The following is a 15198-nucleotide window of genomic DNA, read 5'->3' on the forward strand; positions in this document are numbered from 1 at the left end:
TGATGGAGAATTCAAGGAGTCGCTGCCGATGGACGCAAGGATCGAAACTACCCGCTTCAAGGTGAACGGTATGGATTGCGCCAGCTGTGCTTCGAAAGTGGACACCGCGGCACGTCGCATTCAAGGAGTCGAGGACGTATCCGTTTCCGTCGTGTCGGGCACCATGTCGGTGAAGCACTCGGATGGCGCCGATCTCGCCGATCTTGCCCGACGTGTCTCCAACCTGGGCTACCCCACCCGCCAGCTGCAGACCGGTGGCTCTGCCGCACGATCGTCTGAAGTGTCTCATGCCAATGATGGTGATCATCGGCATCAGGCCAACCACGATAGCATTCACACGCATGGCGATGACGATGCCGCTGGCGAGACGCCGTGGTGGCGCACCCGCAAAGCGATTCTTACCATGGTTTGCGGCGGTGCATTGGTCGCCGCCTACCTTGTTGGCCAGATACTGCCTGACGTCCAGCATTGGGCATTCCTCATCGCCCTGCTGGTCGGCCTTGTGCCGATCGGCCAGCGGGCTATCGCTGGCGCCATGGCTGGGTCGCCGTTCTCGATCGAAACCTTGATGTCCATCGCCGCCATCGGTGCCGTGATCATCGGAGCTGGCGAGGAAGCCGCAACGGTCGTCCTGTTGTTCCTGGTCGGCGAGATGCTGGAGGGCTTCGCGGCTGGCCGGGCACGTGCCAGCATCAAGGGATTGGCAGATCTCGTGCCAAAGACGGCGCTGCTGGTCGATGTCGACGAGGTGCGTGAAGTCCGGGCATCCAGTCTTGCCCTGAAGCAGGTGGTGCTGGTGCGTCCCGGCGACCGCATCCCGGCGGATGGAGAGATCGTCGAGGGCCGCGGTGCCATCGACGAGGCACCGGTCACGGGCGAAAGCATCCCCCAGAGCAAGGGTGTTGGCGATATGGTGTTCGCCGGCACCATCAACACCGACACGGCCATCAGAGTGCGCGTCACCGCTGCCGCTGCCGACAACACCATTTCGAGGGTCATCGCCCTGGTGGAGGAGGCACAGGAATCGAAGGCGCCGACCGAGCGCTTCATCGACCGGTTCTCCAAGGTCTACACGCCCGGCGTTCTGCTGGTCGGCGCCTTGGTGGCGATCGTGCCGCCTCTCCTGCTCGGTCAGTCCTGGAGCGAGTGGGTCTATAAGGGCCTCGCCATCCTCCTCATCGGGTGCCCATGCGCACTGGTGATCTCCACCCCGGCCGCCATTGCCGCTGCCCTGTCGGCGGGCGCCCGGCGAGGCCTGCTGATGAAGGGCGGCGCCGTGCTCGAACAGCTCCGCACCATCACCATGGTGGCCATGGACAAGACCGGTACGCTGACCGAAGGGAAGCCGAAGGTCACCGATATCGTCGCCGTCGGCCGCAGCGAAACCCAGGTGCTATCGATGGCCGCGGCGCTGGAGACCGGATCGAGCCATCCGCTCGCCCTTGCCATTCTCGCCAGGGCCAAGGCGGACAAGGCACCCGTGCCTCCCGGTTTCGATCTTGCGGCGGTTCCCGGTAAGGGCGTCACCGGCAGCATCGGCACCGACAAGGCATTTCTCGGCTCTATCGAGGCAGCCGCTGAACGCGCCACGATCCCCGACGAGTTGCGGGCACGCATCGTCGCTTTCAATGACGAGGGCAAGACGGTCTCGGTGCTGCTTGCCAACGGCACGCTCGCCGGCATCTTCGCCATTCGCGACGAGCCTCGGGCCGACGCCAAGGCCGGTCTGCAGGCTTTGCGAAATGCGGGCGTCGGAGCAGTGATGCTCACCGGCGACAATCAGCGCACCGCCAGCGCCATCGGCACCTCTTTAGGTATGGATGTTCGAGCCGGCCTGCTCCCCGAGGACAAGCAGCGGATCGTTCGAGAGCTTCAATCGCAAGGCAAGGTTGTGGCCAAGGTGGGCGATGGCATCAACGACGCCCCTGCCCTGGCCGCGGCCGATGTCGGCATCGCCATGGGCGGCGGCACCGACGTTGCGTTGGAGACAGCCGATGCCGCGGTGCTCCATGGCCGGCTCACCGACATCGCCGACATGATCGGCCTATCGAAGGCAACGATGGCCAACATCGGTCAGAACATCACCCTGGCCCTCGGGCTCAAGGCAGTGTTCCTGGTCACCACCGTCATTGGGGTTACCGGATTGTGGCCCGCAATCCTGGCCGATACGGGCGCCACGGTGCTCGTCACCGCAAATGCCATGCGGCTGCTCGGCTGGAAAGGCATGGGTGGCCGCGTATGAGCGAACGGTACAGGCCTCCCCTATCGTTGAGGCTATTCCAGTTCGGCTTGTGGAGCTTGGTGGCGTTGATCGTCGGCTGGTTCGTGCTGACGCCGATGCTGCATGGTAAGGCGCCCGGAAACGAGCCCATCCCTCCGACCGCCGCCACCGCCGCAGCGCCGGAATGATGCCGCTCATGTGCATCATCCGGTCACATGTCCGAACGAAACACACGCCGTTAGCGTCCAGGCGAAATTGACGCTCCGTTCTACCAAGGAAAGACGAACATGAAGAGGATTCTGAACGCCCTGCTTATGCTGGGGATCGTGATCCCCAGCACTGCACACGAGTTCACCGTGGGCGAGCTTTATGTCGATCATCCGATGATCGAGGAGGCGCCGCCCAATGCCCCCGTACTCGGTGGCTATCTCTCCATCCAGAACATGGGCGACACCCGATGACCGTCTTATTGCCATCGAGAGCAGCGCTGCCGAGAAGGTGGAGATGCACCGGTCAACCCTGACCGACGGCATTGCGCGCATGCAGCCCATGACGGAGGGCCTCGTCATCCCCGCCGGTGAGACCGTTTGGTTGGACAACGGCATGGATGCCATGTTCGTCCAACCTGTCGAGCGGTACCGCGCCGGCGACGAGGTGCCGGCGACGCTGGTGTTCGAGAAGGCTGGTCGCATCGACGTTACGTTCAAGGTGGAGGAGCGGTCCACCGGATCCGGCGCTGCTCATGAAGGTCACGGCCAATGACCGGCTTGCGCAGGCTTCGAGGTATCCTTTGGCTGCTGGTGGCGATCGCAGCTGCCGGCGCTGCCTTCCTGGCTTTTGGCCCCCGGTTCGCGCCAGCGAACGCTGGGGAAGCCATCTATGCCAAGCCCTTTTCATTGGTGAACCAAGACGGCGCTCCGTTCACGCAGGCCGACTTCCTCGGCAGGCCTTCGGCGTTTTTCTATGGCTTCAGCCATTGCCCCGACGTCTGCCCCACTGCCCTGGCCGAGATGTCGGCCATCCTCGAGGCGCTCGGACCGGATGCGGACAAGCTGCAGGTCGTCTTCGTCTCCGTCGATCCGGAGCGGGACACGCCGGAGATCATGAAGGACTATGTGGAGTACTTCGACCCTCGCATCGCCGGCCTGACCGGCGAACTCGACGAAGTCACCAAGATGACCCGCGACCGCTATATCTTCTTTGAGAAGGTGCCCACCGAAGACGGCGACTACCAGATGGAGCACCAGGCATCGATACAGCTGGTGACGGCGGACGGTCGCTTCTTCGGCACCCTTGCTGCCGAGGAAGGCTTCGAGGTCAGGCTGGCCAAAGTTCGTCGCCTCATTGCCGAGGGATAACGCCCATCCCAGCGTCACCTCACGTCACGATCGGGAATCTCACGGCTAGCAGGGACCCGATGCACGCCTTCGGGTTCGTCTTCGCCACTGAACCTGATGCCGGCACGCTCCAAAGCCTCTTTCATGGCCACGACGCTGGTGGGCATCACCCTGTTGCCACCGTTCTCGTAGGCCGCCACGGTCCGGCGACCGATGCCGCTATGCCCCGCAAGCTCCTGCTGACTCCAGTCGAGGAGGGCTCGTCCTGCCCGGATCTGGGCGGGAGTTGGATGGTGCTGCTGTTGGCTCAAGACGCCGTTCCGAATCGTTCTGATGATAACCGAAACTTAACGCAATCGGCGTTCGTTGCACAAAATGTACATTACGGCTTGACTCCCGCCGTAAATACCTATAGTGACTAGAGCATTGGAAGCCGCAGGTGCCCATCGATCAGGCACCACAACAAGACCTTCCCCCGCGTGCATAGCCCGCACGACGTCCTGAATATTCATCGTGTTCGGCCTGTTCGTAGCATGCAGGGAGTGAACCTGTGTCTTTGTTCGTGCGTCCCCAAGACCTTAAATCGAAATCCCGTACGCTGCGCCACCGGGATACCCGGCGGAAGCTTTCGTCCATCCTGTTCGACTCGCTCTCCCGGCTGGACGAAGTGGCCGTGATCGGCTCGGATCCCCTCGTCACCCATTTCGCTGTGTCCTTGGGGCTGGAGGCTGCCTCGTTGGCGACCTGCCAGGCCATGCTCGACGAGCGGCTGGTGACCCTGGTCGGCGTTCCGTCCCGGCACTGGTTCCGTCCTGACACCATGAAGCTCCTTCTGTCGCTGAAGGCCGAGATGGAGAGGTGCGGTCGGCCGTGCGTCCTCCTTCCACAACGCGCCATCACCATGCTCGCTCGACGCGATGCCGGCCGAGAACGGGCACGTATGCTGATCGAGTTGATCCGCGATCCGGTGCGGATGGGCGTCGACCATGCCTGCTGCAGCCGGCATATCGGTGATCCTGTTGGATGCCGCGCCATGCAATTGCTGACCGGCACCGACTGTTTGCCTTAGCAGACTGCACCTTCATTGCTTCTTTTCACCGGCTGTATTTTTTCCAGCGGAGATGCCCCATGCCCATGTCAAAGCCTTCGGCCCAAGACGTGCAAACATTGTTGTCGCAGTTGATCTATCGAGCGGGTTTCGCACGTGACGAACTAACGATCACCACCGGGAAGCTCGGCCGCAATATCATTCTGCTTCCGCCGGGCCTGGACCCCTCGACGTTTGGAGTCAGAGACCTCGGGTACATGCTCCAGGCCTATGGGTTGCCGTACGAAATATCGCTCGAGTCTGATCCGTAGAAGCGGGTCCAGCCCCCACTACATCGTTCCCACTTCACTATTCCCAATTTCTCATGGAGTACCAACATGCTCGATGTCGATGTCACTCGTCCTCCAACCAGCTTTGCCGGTTTTCAAGCCGCGCCCACTCAATGCCGCCGTCGCACCCTCCGCCATGCCGTTGAAACCCTGGTGTTGGTGCACCCTTCTATCAAGCGTCTGGCCGACGATGATGCCTTGGACGAGCTGGCCGACGACCTCATGATCGGCCCCGATGACTTCACAACCGTCAAAGTAGATTATTCTGGGCGTGTTATCCATCTCGCTTGCGTTTGCAACTCAGCGTGGCGTGGGGACCGCAAGGGCGGCTTCCTCGAGCTCAAGGCATTGGCAGCGCTTGCTGGGCACACCGTGGTCTTGGTGCCGGAAGCGTTCATCCGGCGCGAGCCCCGGTTGAGCAACTCTTTGATGATCGCCGGTGCGGCAGGGGCTGAAATTGGCCTGACGGATCGCATGAAGATCCTCGCTCTCCTCCTCGACAACGGTGGCAGCGCCCCCCTGTTGGATCTTGCCGCAATGGTGAGAGGCGACGAGCCCGTTGCAGCCATCATGGCGCTGGTGATTGAAGGGGGGCTCTATGTCGACCTCAACAAGCGCATTCTTCCCAGCACCGAGGTGCATCTGGTGCAGCCGCTATGACTCGTCGCCATAACGCTGTGGACTTCATTGGTGCCGACCCTCTCAGCACCGCCGATCGCCTCGAGGCGCTTGCAGCAGACCTTCGCCGCCTCGCGTCCGGTAGTTTCCCCGCTGCTGCAGATCTGTCCGATGCACCGGTTTTGCGGGAGTGGGGAGTGATGTCGCGATCATGCTTTGCCCTTGTCGGTACCGTCGAGGGGCACCCCCGGATACCAGACTTCAGGCCGGCCATGACTTCGGAGGTTTTCGCGATCGACAAAGGCAAGAACTGGGCGAGGACGCTGAATCGATATTACCGCCTTGAGCCCCGTGGGTCCGAAGGGAAGCAGCATGGGTAAGCTCGACGATCTACTGTTCTTCGAGGAGTTCGATGAGATGAGGACAATCAAGCAGGCGAAGGACGAACGCACAGTTCAAGAACGTTTGGCCGACCTCGCAGTGGAGCGCAGCCTTCCGAAGCAGGTCCGGAACGCGCTCGCGAAGGGAGACAGCGGTCACTTGGTGGTCATCGTGCCCTCCATGGAGTGGCAGGAGCCTATCGGTGAAGCGCTTGCCCAACTGGACGACAAGGTGCATCCCGTTTACCCAGGTACGGCGAAGTCCAGCAAAGATGACCGCAAGGCCGTCAAACACCACATCGAGGTCAATCATATCATGGTTGGCGTGGCCGTGACTCACGGATCGCTTCCACCATTGCTGAGAACGGTAGCGTCCATGACGGTGACCATCCCGGCACCTGGCGCGGCGCTCCTGCGTGCTTTCATGAAAAGCATCTGCACAGGTCAGATTCCCCGCCATCTAGACACCCTCAACGTCGGTGTCCTCGATTTCGACGAGATCTGTTCGGCGTTTACTGTGGGGGCCACTGCCACCTTAGCGGTGGAGAAATTGAGCCAAGCGATCGCTAATAAGACTGGCATGGCTCGTGAGGGCGAAGTCTTGCCGTCAATGGAAGATGCTGTCGAATTCGGGGATGCTCAACTTTGGGCGAAGGATCTCAAGATCGATCTGGCAGACGTCGCCGCCGGCAAAATCGGCTGGGCAGACGTGGATCGGGGCATCGTGCTGCACGGTCCGCCTGGAACAGGCAAGACCACATACGCCCGGTCTTTGGGACAGTTCCTCGGTGTTCCAGTCATCATCGGCAGCATTGCCGAACTTTTCGCCAGTACCACCGGATACCTTGATACCGTCATTCGCGCCCAGCGCGACCTGTTCGAGCGAGCTCGAAGTGCCGCCCCTTGTCTGCTTTTCCTAGACGAGCTGGACCAGGTACCCAATCTCGATGCTACTGACGCCAAGAATCGCGACTACTGGTCGCCTGTGGTCGCTGACTTCCTGATCGCCCTGGACGGTGCAGTTGGCGACAGAGCCGGCGTCATCGTCGTCGGAGCGACGAACCGCCTGCACGCGATTTCGCCTGCCATCTTGCGGAACGGGCGTTTGGAAAGGGCAGTTTACTTAGGACCACCAAGCGCGAATGGAGCCTCGCGCATCCTTCGCCATCACTTGGGACCGGCTCTTCCTGACGCAGATCTCGGTGAGGTTTCTGCCATCTGTGCCAGTCGCTCGATGACCGGCGCAGACATCATGGATCTGGTTCGCAGCGCACGCCGGCGTGCCCGCCGAGCCGCAAGAGAGATTTCACTCGAGGACCTCAAGTCTATTCTGATCCCGGACCGGGAAAGACCGCCAGATCTGGCTCGACGTATTGCCGTTCACGAGTCTGGGCATGCTCTTCTCGCGGCGCTGCACATGCCCACGAGCTTGACGATGGTTACGATCGAGCCCGGAGGTGCTGACATCAACAGTGGTGGCCACACCCAGTTGACCACACCTGATAATCAACTCGAAACGGCTGTTGAGCTTGAGAATCGCGTCGAAATGCTCCTGGCCGGACGGGCTGCCGAGATTCTGATTTTCGGATCACCGAGTTCTGGCTCGGGGGGTTCCTCCTCGAGCGATCTCGCGCTAGCGGTCCGGACGTTGGCCGTTGCTTACTTGACTCTTGGACTGTTTCCCGGGGGTCCACGGTGGCGCTGCGAACCAGGTGAGGTGATGTTTCACCTCATGCGTGATCCCATTGCCTGCCATGCCGTGGAGGCTCGGCTAGCCACCCTGGCAGATCGCGCATTGGAAACTCTCGGGGCGAATCGAGCATCTCTCAACATGCTCTCCGATACATTGTTGACCAGGAAAACGGTTCACCGGGAGGAAATTCTGGCCATGATCGGCAGCCAACATCAGGTGGAAACACCGTATTCCCCGGCTCAGCAGCATCCCCAAAATGGTCCGTAGCGTGATAATTTTGCAACAAAATAACCTGTCGACGGTAATGACTGAGGTTCCCGAATCATCATTTTTCACGGTGTCAACATTGGAGCGGCAAATGAGCGCTTTTATCCTCGTCAATGTGCTCGATGCGTCAACAGGCCCGACTAGGACGGTCGAGTCTCCATTCGACAGTTCTGCACACCGACCTCACTTCTTCTTAACGTAATGGTTTAAGAAACGCGAATAAGGTGGAGTCTGGACTCGATCATTACTCCCCTCTGCCTGGCAGAAAAATGCCGTGGGGGTCTTTTCAAACCCGGGTATTTTCGGTGAAGATGGAGACGGATCGGAAAGAGCTTAGCTCTGACAAGATACCAAAAAATAAAAACGCCCCGGATTTCTCCAGGGCGTTTGAACAATCAACGACGCTCCCCCAACAGCCTGCAAGCACGGGGTTCGTCGTCCAAGCACGGTAATGGACCTTTCGGCCCATTGCTAACCGGCTTCACAGCCGATCCGCGCATCCGACAGGCCTCGCGGCCCACACAAGCCGGCGAAAGCCGACTGAGACCAATGGACCCAAGGGCCCATTGCCATGGAAACCGGCTTCGCAGCCGCATCCACGCTTTGGAGTATCTGCTGGACGCAACCAAACGTCAAGCTTTCTCCGGGCGTGAAAAGGAGAAATCATGCCCAAGCGCACCTCTGAAGCACTCGCCCCCAGCCAGGCCACCATGCTCCGGAGCAGTTCTCTCTATCACGACTCGTCCGCCGGAAAGGCCGGCTGCAACTTGCTCGTCGATTGCTGTCGTATCGATGGCATGGCGCACGGTTCACGGCCTTATCTCGTGGCCGTCATGGACACGACAACCCGCTCGCTCCTCTCTACGGTCATCACGTCGAAAGGACTCATCGCCAAAAACACCATCCGGGCGATCAAGACCGCGATGGAGTTGAAGGGCGCTGGTGTGGGCGAGGTGTCGATCAACTGCGATTTCCTTGATCCAGCGACGCTCTGCGCCGGCCTTCCAGGGGCTGCGGCGATCACCATAGCACCGCCCTCCGCAAAGCCGGCGATGCGTAGCTGGGCCGAGCGTCTCCTCATTGAGACCGCCAGTCCATCGGTCGCCGCTAAGACGCTCTGATCGCCCTTTTTCTGTCACCTCGCACCTCGTCAGGATCGGAGCAGCCCCAAGGCTGTACCGTCAATCTGCGGAGTAATTCCGTGTACGTGAACAACAGAGACGCTTTCCAACATTCGGTTCGTCTGCCGCATACCTCCGCCCGCATCGTCATGTCGCCGTCCGGCGGTGCTTTCCGCACCATCGTAGGTCACGGCTCTATTCGCGCTACCAGCGTCTTCCCTTCTGTAAAGGCAGGATTCAGCATGCCGTGCGAAGCCCAGCACGAACGCATGCATGTCAGGATTTGCGAGGCCGACCCCCGCATTGTGGACTATCAGCATCAGCCCCACAGGCTTGAGATCTTCATGAGCAATCGCTCGAAGCCTCTCATTTATTTTCCGGACGCTATCCGTCAACGCGATGACGGCACGATCGAGGTCATCGAGACCAAGCAGACGCAGCATCAGTTCAAGCGTTCGTCAGCCTACGCCGACAAGCTCGACTATGCCGAACAGGTATACGCAACGCTTGGCTGGGCCTTTCTCCGTCTGTCCCAGGACAAGGACTTGGAAATCCGGCCGTTGTGGCCCAATGCTCGCATGATCAGCCTCCATAACAAGCGTCGCGTCACCAGCGCAGATCGGTTGCGCTTCATGGAAGCCGCAGAGCGCGAAGGTGGCACGCTTGCGTTCGGCAAGGCCATCGAAACCCTAGCAGCCAACGGCCTCTATCAACCATGCGACGCGGTCAACCTTTTGCACCGGATGATCGTCGGTCGAGTGGCATTCATCGATGTCACTCGCCGTATTCAAACCGATAGCCCCGTCGCCTTGATTGCAGGTCCCGGGCCGGCTTCCGTGCTCCGCTCCCTGCCCAAGCTCTTTGGTCCGAGCGTCGATATCGATGTGCTGGAGATGGAGGCCATCTGATGGGGAAGAGCATCAGTCTCAAGATCAGGACCGACGAGGTCTTTGCATTCCCCGATGGCATGTACCGCTTCGTTCGCGAGCTTTCAGGATGCGTCCTGCTCTTGCAGCGGCACGGAACGGACAAGGAAAAGCAGATCACCGAGACCGAGCTGATCGATCAGCTCGGCCGCGGCGAAGTCATCCGACTGCGTGACCGACGCGATCGCAAAGGCCGCCCTCTGGTCGAAAGCGACGATGTCTCCCCCGATGAGAAGCCAGAAGAACTGATGCGAGCAAGAACACTCCTGTTCTATGTCCGCGCCTTCGACGCTGACACATCTGTGGGGCTCGGTGATGTCGGGCTGCAGAAGCTGATGAACCGCAAACGCAAAGCTGCGTCAGACAAGGGCCTTACCCACACGTTCTCACCGGACACGCTGAGGCGTGCGATCAAGCAGAAGGGTGCGCCGGGGGACCGTCACCTGAAAGACTTCATCTCCAAACGCGGACGAACGAGCCGGGCCCGGCTCGATCTGACGGTCGAGGACCTGCTGAACAAGGCCGTGAATTTCTATTGGGGGTTGCGAACTCGCGACAAAAAAGACGCCTGGGCCTTCCTGATTAAGGAGATCAAGGAGGTCAATGCAAAGCGCAAGACCGCTGGTCTGGACAAGCTTATGCCGCCCAAGGACGCCAGCACGCTCTACCGCCGGATCAAGGCCAGCAACTGCAGGGAGAACCACGCGCTCAAGACCTCGGCGTTTGAGGCCGATCAGGCGTGGAAGGGTGTCTCTAAACATCTCGACGCAACCGCTCCGGGCGAGCTGATCATCATCGATCATACCATTGTCGATAGTTGGGTTCTTCTCGACGACAATGGGATGCCGCTGGGACGTCCCACCTTGACCGTTGCCATCGACGTCTTCAGTCGCTGCATTGTCGGGTTTCTTATCAGCGCCGAACCACCTTCCGTCTACTCCATGGCCACTGTCATCAAACATGTCCTCATGCCGAAGGGCTACGTGAAGACAGAGTATCCTGATATTGAGCGGCCCTATGACTGCTGGATTCTGCCAAACACAATCCTCATCGACAACGCCTTCGAGCATGTCTCAGGCAGCCTCAGAGATGCCGCGGAGGACATCGGGTTCGAGATCCACTATGCCCCGATCCATTCACCGGCGTATAAGGCAATCGGCGAGAAGATCTTCGATACGCTGAACGACTTCTTCCACAAGCTGCCTGCCTCGGTGCCGTACGACGTCACCACGATGAGAAAGGCCAGGCTTGATCCGCAGCGCGAGAAGCCAGTCTACCATCGGGAAATCGAATACTTCCTGCACCGGTTCATTATTGACCAATATCATTACCGGCCCCACGCTGGCATCGACGCCATCCCCGCCCGACGTTGGGATGAAGGCATCGAGCGCCACGGGCGCGAGTTTGTCGACGATTTTAACGCATTGGACCAGTTGCTCGGAAAGGTGGATGAGGCTTCGATCAGCCGTGCCGGCGTCAGGTATCGCAACATGCGCTTCCATGACGCCGAGCTGACGACCAAGATTCTCAACGACATGGTCCGATTGCAGCCGATCAAGTCCTTGCCCACCAAAAGCTACGGGCAGGTCAGGGCCAGGGTGAAGATCAAGTACAATCCCGCGGACTGCAGCAAGATCGAAGTCTGGAACGAAGGCGCCGAGCCCAAGCATTACGTCACGTTGCCCAACGTCGACCAGACCATGACCCGCGGGTTGAGTTTCTGGGCCGCAGATCGAGTGCGTGAACACGCCAAGGAACTGGACCTCGAATACTCTACCGAAGAGGAACGCCTCCTGGCGCGCGACAGCCTTCGTCGAGCTTGGGAGGAGCTCGCACAGGTTACGCCTCGTCGGACCGGTGCCGATGCCCGCCGTGGCATTGCCCAGGAGGCGCCGACCGTTATCGAAGGCGTCGTACGGTTCAGCGAGGCCGAACCGTCTGTCTACGGTAACGCCCAGCCGATCGACCTGCCAGCCCAGACCCGCGCCAACTCTTCGCAGAAGCCCGTGAGCACCCTGCGGGGCGGCGAAGCGACCAAGACAAAGATCCGAAAGGCCGCAAATAAGCGTGCCGCCGCATCGAACCCTCAGGAGGAAATGCCGAAGCCTGCGGCAAAGCAGGAGAAGGATTTCTTCCTGCCGCCTGCTGCCAACGCTCCGAAGCGCAATCCCTATGATCTTGACGGAGAATGGAAATGACGTGGACCCCGGTTCAAGACGAAAAGATGGACTGTTTCGAAGCCATTCTGGTCGAACATCCCCGCAAAACCCAGTTGCATGCCGCGCTGGGCAACCTGATGCACGAGACGACCCGCGCATCCCGCCGACATGAAGCTCGGGTCGCTGCCGTTGGTGGCCGGCCCGTAAAGGCTGAGGAACTCTATCTGCTGCCCGTCATCGGCCCCTCGGGCGCGACCAAGACCAAGTCGCTGAGCACCTATGTGGATAGCGTGCTTTCCGACCCCGATCTCGATCCGAATGAGATCCCAGTGCTCGTGGTAACGGTGCGAAGTTCCGTGAAATCAACGCGGCATCTGCAGTCTGCAATCCTGCTGGCCTTCGGCGATCTGACAGCTGCGCACGAGGTGCTGAATCAGCGCGACTATTCGGAAGCCCGCGTGAACCTTGACTTGCTCGAAAAAGCCCGGGCCAAGAAGACCCGCATCGTAGTCCTCGACGAATGTCACAGCATGATCCAGAACTCTGGGCCGGTGCTCCTCGACTCCCTTGCAACGGCTCTTAAGAGCTTTGTGAATGATGGTCTCTTCAGCTTGGTCCTCGTTGGGACCGACAAGGTTAAGCGGCTGCTGCAATTCAACGAGAACCATTCCCGCCAAAAACGTACCATCGACTTCGGACCTGCGTCGCTCGACGATCCGGAGGACGTCCAATACTTCATGCAGTTCGTTGGACGCTTCGAAAGAGAGATGCTGAACAAGAAGGTCATCGACAAGCCGCTCGACTTGATTGGTGACGTAGCCACGCGTGCCATTGTCTTCGATATGGCTCGTGGCGTGGTGGGGACGGTTGTGCGCATTCTTCGTCTCGCCCTCGAGCAGTCTTTCGAGGAAAACATGCCGCTGGATTGGTCTCACATCGCCAAGGCCTTCAGGGCCTGGAACCGGGGTCTTGAAACGCCGGGACCAGACCCTTTTGCCAGCAAAAATGCCTCCAAGGCGACGCAGACTAAACTGGAGGCCATCGAAGCGCTGACAATGGAGGCGGCGCAATGAGCTGGCGCTATAGCAAGGACAAGCTCGTTCCCCTGGCTGATGTCGTTCCGGCGTTTCTCACATTTGAGCCCAAAGCCGATGAGAGCCTTGTGGGGTTCATCGACCGCACCTTTGCCAGGACCGTTTTCGCTAATCCGATCGCTGCCCTCGCGCAGGCCGGAATCGCGACCAACCGCCCGGACTTCCTGGCCAGCCTCGACCTTAATGAAGGACAGATCGATGCCTTGGCCCGTCGCTTGGGTGTGTCGGCGGCACTTATCCGTGACCGCCTCCACCCTGACAGCCGCATGCTGGGATCCGGTGTGCGGGGCGTTGACTTCCATGGCCAGTTCCTGCGTTTGACCTTTCTCGAGCGCGAGCGGCGCCGCGTGTCGCCCAGGGCCTTGGAAATCAGTCCCTATCATCGTGCCATCTGGGATGTTCGTCCCATCGCTTTCGACCCGGACACCATGGAGCTGTTGCTTTCGGACTGTCCGGTATGCGCCAAACCACTCGGGCGACGGCGACTTTGCGGGCCTGAGAAGTGCGATAAATGCATCGATGATCGAGGCCTTCCGTCGACAGACCTGCGCGATCATCTTCAGCCGATGGTGCCTGAAGAGGAATGGGAATTGCTCCGAAACATCGCCGGCCTCGTCGACACAGATCCCAAAACGCGCGAACGGTCTTGCCTCCGCTTCCCCGAACCATGGCGGTCATTGGGACCAGGCGAAATTTTCCACATCCTGGTGGAGATGAGCGTGGCCAACGAGGCAGCTATTGGCCAACTTGGCCCCTCGTCGCCATCATTGCCGTTGAAGCCCACCAGCTTGCACAGTGTCGGTCAGGTCCTAGCCGGCGGTCTCGATACGTTCTTTGATTGGGCGGGCACCACGCTGACCCGCAAGGACTTGCCACACTGGACGGTCGACCGACCTGTGGCCACTACCGGATTTGAGCGTCTGGTCAAATGCCCGCATATTTCGCCAGCTGCGAAGTCGTTGCTTTCCGAGATGCGGTCGGGCTCACGGGTGGCGACACGCCTGCGTCGTACCGGTGCCTTTGCATGGCTGAACGCGAAAAATCTAGCGGAGGAATTTGATCTTGACCTTACTCGAGCCCAGATGATCGTTACTCGCCTGAAGTCCGTGCTCAAGCAGGTTCCAGACCCCGCGGCTGCCGGCGTGCCGACGTCCAAGGAAGCATTCGCAGCCCTGTTGCCGCGTGCGGTTGGTACAGTCTCACTCAACAACGCCGCCTTCGTGCTCAAGGCCGGCGTCGAGGTTGTGACTGGTCTCGAAGAGATTGGTGTCCTGAACGCCGTTCCCGAACCGGTGTCTTTGCTGATCGAGGCGAGCAAGTCCTTCTATGAAGCTGATGTAAGGGAACGACTTGCCAGTTTTCTGTCCGCGGTGACACACGAACGGGGGGCGAGTTTATTTCCGACGATGGAGGCAGTCTTGAAAAACAGCGGTCTGCGTCCCTTGCCATTTGCCGCTGCCTGGCACCTCGCCATGTCTGGTGATGTCCGTCTCTTGCGCGAAGACGATGAGGTGAACGATTGGCTGCGGGACGTCTATGTGGCAGATGAAGCCCCCTTTGTGGAACTGTTGAGGGCGCACCCTCTCACCCGTTCCCTGCGAGACCTGCCACCGGAGGTGACAACGCAGGTTGCCGCCCAAATGATAGATAGTGACATCGTTGTGGTCGGCCAGCTCGTCAGGAACAAGATCCTGGTCCCGACGAGCGGTGCTCGCCCATTGCTGTTTCCCCGGGAGCAGATCGAACGTTTCGTGGCTGCCTATGTCTCGACGCCGGAGCTCAAGAGAGCCCTTGGCATCTCGAGCGCCGGTCGCTTCGACCGCCAGTATCGTGACCTGCCCGAGAGCGCCTTTGAGTTCCCCAACCAGCGCAGTCGCTTCTACCGGCGCAAGGACTGCGCATTCATCCTCGCGGCTGCGGCGGCCCGGGCCGCGTAGCACCGATCTCGCTATCTGACATTGAGAACGCCAGCAAGATTCCGAATGGTGACGACTTCGCCTTCAAG

The 15198-nt window shown here is 60.0% G+C and carries 14 protein-coding genes; 13 read left to right on the forward strand and 1 reads right to left on the reverse strand.

Features of this window, described 5'->3' with window-relative positions; genetic code table 11:
- Positions 1–28: 28 nt before the first annotated feature.
- The 4 genes from JP75_RS13745 (at position 29) to JP75_RS13755 (ending at position 3579) form a co-directional block, all read left to right on the forward strand.
- On the forward strand, positions 29–2242 hold the full coding sequence (locus tag JP75_RS13745; protein WP_035083974.1) for a heavy metal translocating P-type ATPase: 2214 nt from the start codon (positions 29–31) through the stop codon (positions 2240–2242).
- A 266-nt stretch (positions 2243–2508) separates the two neighbouring features.
- A complete protein-coding gene (locus JP75_RS26580) occupies positions 2509–2682 on the forward strand; it encodes a hypothetical protein (protein ID WP_160194692.1) in 174 nt (57 codons plus the stop codon).
- A 43-nt stretch (positions 2683–2725) separates the two neighbouring features.
- Entirely contained in the window at positions 2726–2983 is a 258-nt protein-coding gene (locus JP75_RS25340) for a copper chaperone PCu(A)C (RefSeq protein ID WP_051960696.1), read from the forward strand.
- A complete protein-coding gene (locus JP75_RS13755; protein WP_035083871.1) occupies positions 2980–3579 on the forward strand; it encodes an SCO family protein in 600 nt (199 codons plus the stop codon). The genes JP75_RS25340 and JP75_RS13755 overlap by 4 nt, the downstream gene beginning before the upstream one ends.
- Before the next feature lie 14 nt (positions 3580–3593).
- Here JP75_RS13755 and JP75_RS27360 read toward each other — a convergent pair whose 3' ends face one another.
- The gene (locus JP75_RS27360) at positions 3594–3869 is read right to left on the reverse strand and encodes a helix-turn-helix domain-containing protein (protein WP_051960697.1); all 276 of its coding nucleotides are present in this window, start codon (positions 3867–3869) and stop codon (positions 3594–3596) included.
- A gap of 239 nt (positions 3870–4108) precedes the next feature.
- Here JP75_RS27360 and JP75_RS13765 point away from each other — a divergent pair, with 239 nt between their 5' ends.
- From JP75_RS13765 to JP75_RS13810, 9 genes are all read left to right on the forward strand, one after another.
- A complete protein-coding gene (locus JP75_RS13765) occupies positions 4109–4627 on the forward strand; it encodes a hypothetical protein (RefSeq protein WP_035083873.1) in 519 nt (172 codons plus the stop codon).
- 356 nt (positions 4628–4983) lie between these two features.
- Positions 4984–5595 (forward strand): hypothetical protein, encoded by a 612-nt coding sequence (locus tag JP75_RS13775; RefSeq protein WP_035083877.1) that lies wholly within the window; start codon positions 4984–4986, stop codon positions 5593–5595.
- Positions 5592–5933, forward strand: a complete 342-nt coding sequence (locus tag JP75_RS27365; RefSeq protein WP_051960698.1) for a DUF6634 family protein — start codon at positions 5592–5594, stop codon at positions 5931–5933. Before JP75_RS13775 ends, JP75_RS27365 begins: the two co-directional genes overlap by 4 nt.
- Positions 5926–7893, forward strand: coding sequence for an AAA family ATPase (locus JP75_RS25345; RefSeq protein WP_051960699.1), 1968 nt, complete (start codon positions 5926–5928; stop codon positions 7891–7893). The genes JP75_RS27365 and JP75_RS25345 overlap by 8 nt, the downstream gene beginning before the upstream one ends.
- Positions 7894–8558: 665 nt before the next feature.
- Positions 8559–9014 carry a hypothetical protein gene (locus JP75_RS13790; protein ID WP_035083879.1) on the forward strand — a complete coding sequence of 152 codons (456 nt, stop codon included), beginning with the start codon at positions 8559–8561 and terminating at the stop codon, positions 9012–9014.
- Between the two features lie 80 nt (positions 9015–9094).
- On the forward strand, positions 9095–9922 hold the full coding sequence (locus JP75_RS13795; protein WP_152565843.1) for a TnsA endonuclease N-terminal domain-containing protein: 828 nt from the start codon (positions 9095–9097) through the stop codon (positions 9920–9922).
- On the forward strand, positions 9922–12138 hold the full coding sequence (locus JP75_RS13800) for an integrase catalytic domain-containing protein (protein ID WP_035083883.1): 2217 nt from the start codon (positions 9922–9924) through the stop codon (positions 12136–12138). Before JP75_RS13795 ends, JP75_RS13800 begins: the two co-directional genes overlap by 1 nt.
- The gene (locus JP75_RS13805) at positions 12135–13172 is read left to right on the forward strand and encodes a TniB family NTP-binding protein (protein ID WP_035083885.1); all 1038 of its coding nucleotides are present in this window, start codon (positions 12135–12137) and stop codon (positions 13170–13172) included. Before JP75_RS13800 ends, JP75_RS13805 begins: the two co-directional genes overlap by 4 nt.
- The gene (locus tag JP75_RS13810) at positions 13169–15130 is read left to right on the forward strand and encodes a hypothetical protein (protein ID WP_035083887.1); all 1962 of its coding nucleotides are present in this window, start codon (positions 13169–13171) and stop codon (positions 15128–15130) included. The genes JP75_RS13805 and JP75_RS13810 overlap by 4 nt, the downstream gene beginning before the upstream one ends.
- The last annotated feature ends 68 nt before the right edge of the window (positions 15131–15198 follow it).

The sequence above is a fragment of the Devosia riboflavina genome, from assembly GCF_000743575.1.
Taxonomy (GTDB): domain Bacteria; phylum Pseudomonadota; class Alphaproteobacteria; order Rhizobiales; family Devosiaceae; genus Devosia; species Devosia riboflavina.

Excerpts from the sequence above, each read along its gene's own strand:
- JP75_RS25345 (WP_051960699.1), top strand. The coding sequence starts at position 5,926 with ATGGGTAAGCTCGACGATCTACTGTTCTTCGAGGAGTTCGATGAGATG.
- JP75_RS26580 (WP_160194692.1), top strand. The coding sequence starts at position 2,509 with ATGAAGAGGATTCTGAACGCCCTGCTTATGCTGGGGATCGTGATCCCC.
- JP75_RS27365 (WP_051960698.1), top strand. The coding sequence starts at position 5,592 with ATGACTCGTCGCCATAACGCTGTGGACTTCATTGGTGCCGACCCTCTC.
- JP75_RS13790 (WP_035083879.1), top strand. The coding sequence starts at position 8,559 with ATGCCCAAGCGCACCTCTGAAGCACTCGCCCCCAGCCAGGCCACCATG.
- JP75_RS13775 (WP_035083877.1), top strand. The coding sequence starts at position 4,984 with ATGCTCGATGTCGATGTCACTCGTCCTCCAACCAGCTTTGCCGGTTTT.
- JP75_RS13745 (WP_035083974.1), top strand. The coding sequence starts at position 29 with ATGGACGCAAGGATCGAAACTACCCGCTTCAAGGTGAACGGTATGGAT.
- JP75_RS13800 (WP_035083883.1), top strand. The coding sequence starts at position 9,922 with ATGGGGAAGAGCATCAGTCTCAAGATCAGGACCGACGAGGTCTTTGCA.
- JP75_RS25340 (WP_051960696.1), top strand. The coding sequence starts at position 2,726 with ATGCACCGGTCAACCCTGACCGACGGCATTGCGCGCATGCAGCCCATG.
- JP75_RS13805 (WP_035083885.1), top strand. The coding sequence starts at position 12,135 with ATGACGTGGACCCCGGTTCAAGACGAAAAGATGGACTGTTTCGAAGCC.
- JP75_RS13810 (WP_035083887.1), top strand. The coding sequence starts at position 13,169 with ATGAGCTGGCGCTATAGCAAGGACAAGCTCGTTCCCCTGGCTGATGTC.
- JP75_RS13755 (WP_035083871.1), top strand. The coding sequence starts at position 2,980 with ATGACCGGCTTGCGCAGGCTTCGAGGTATCCTTTGGCTGCTGGTGGCG.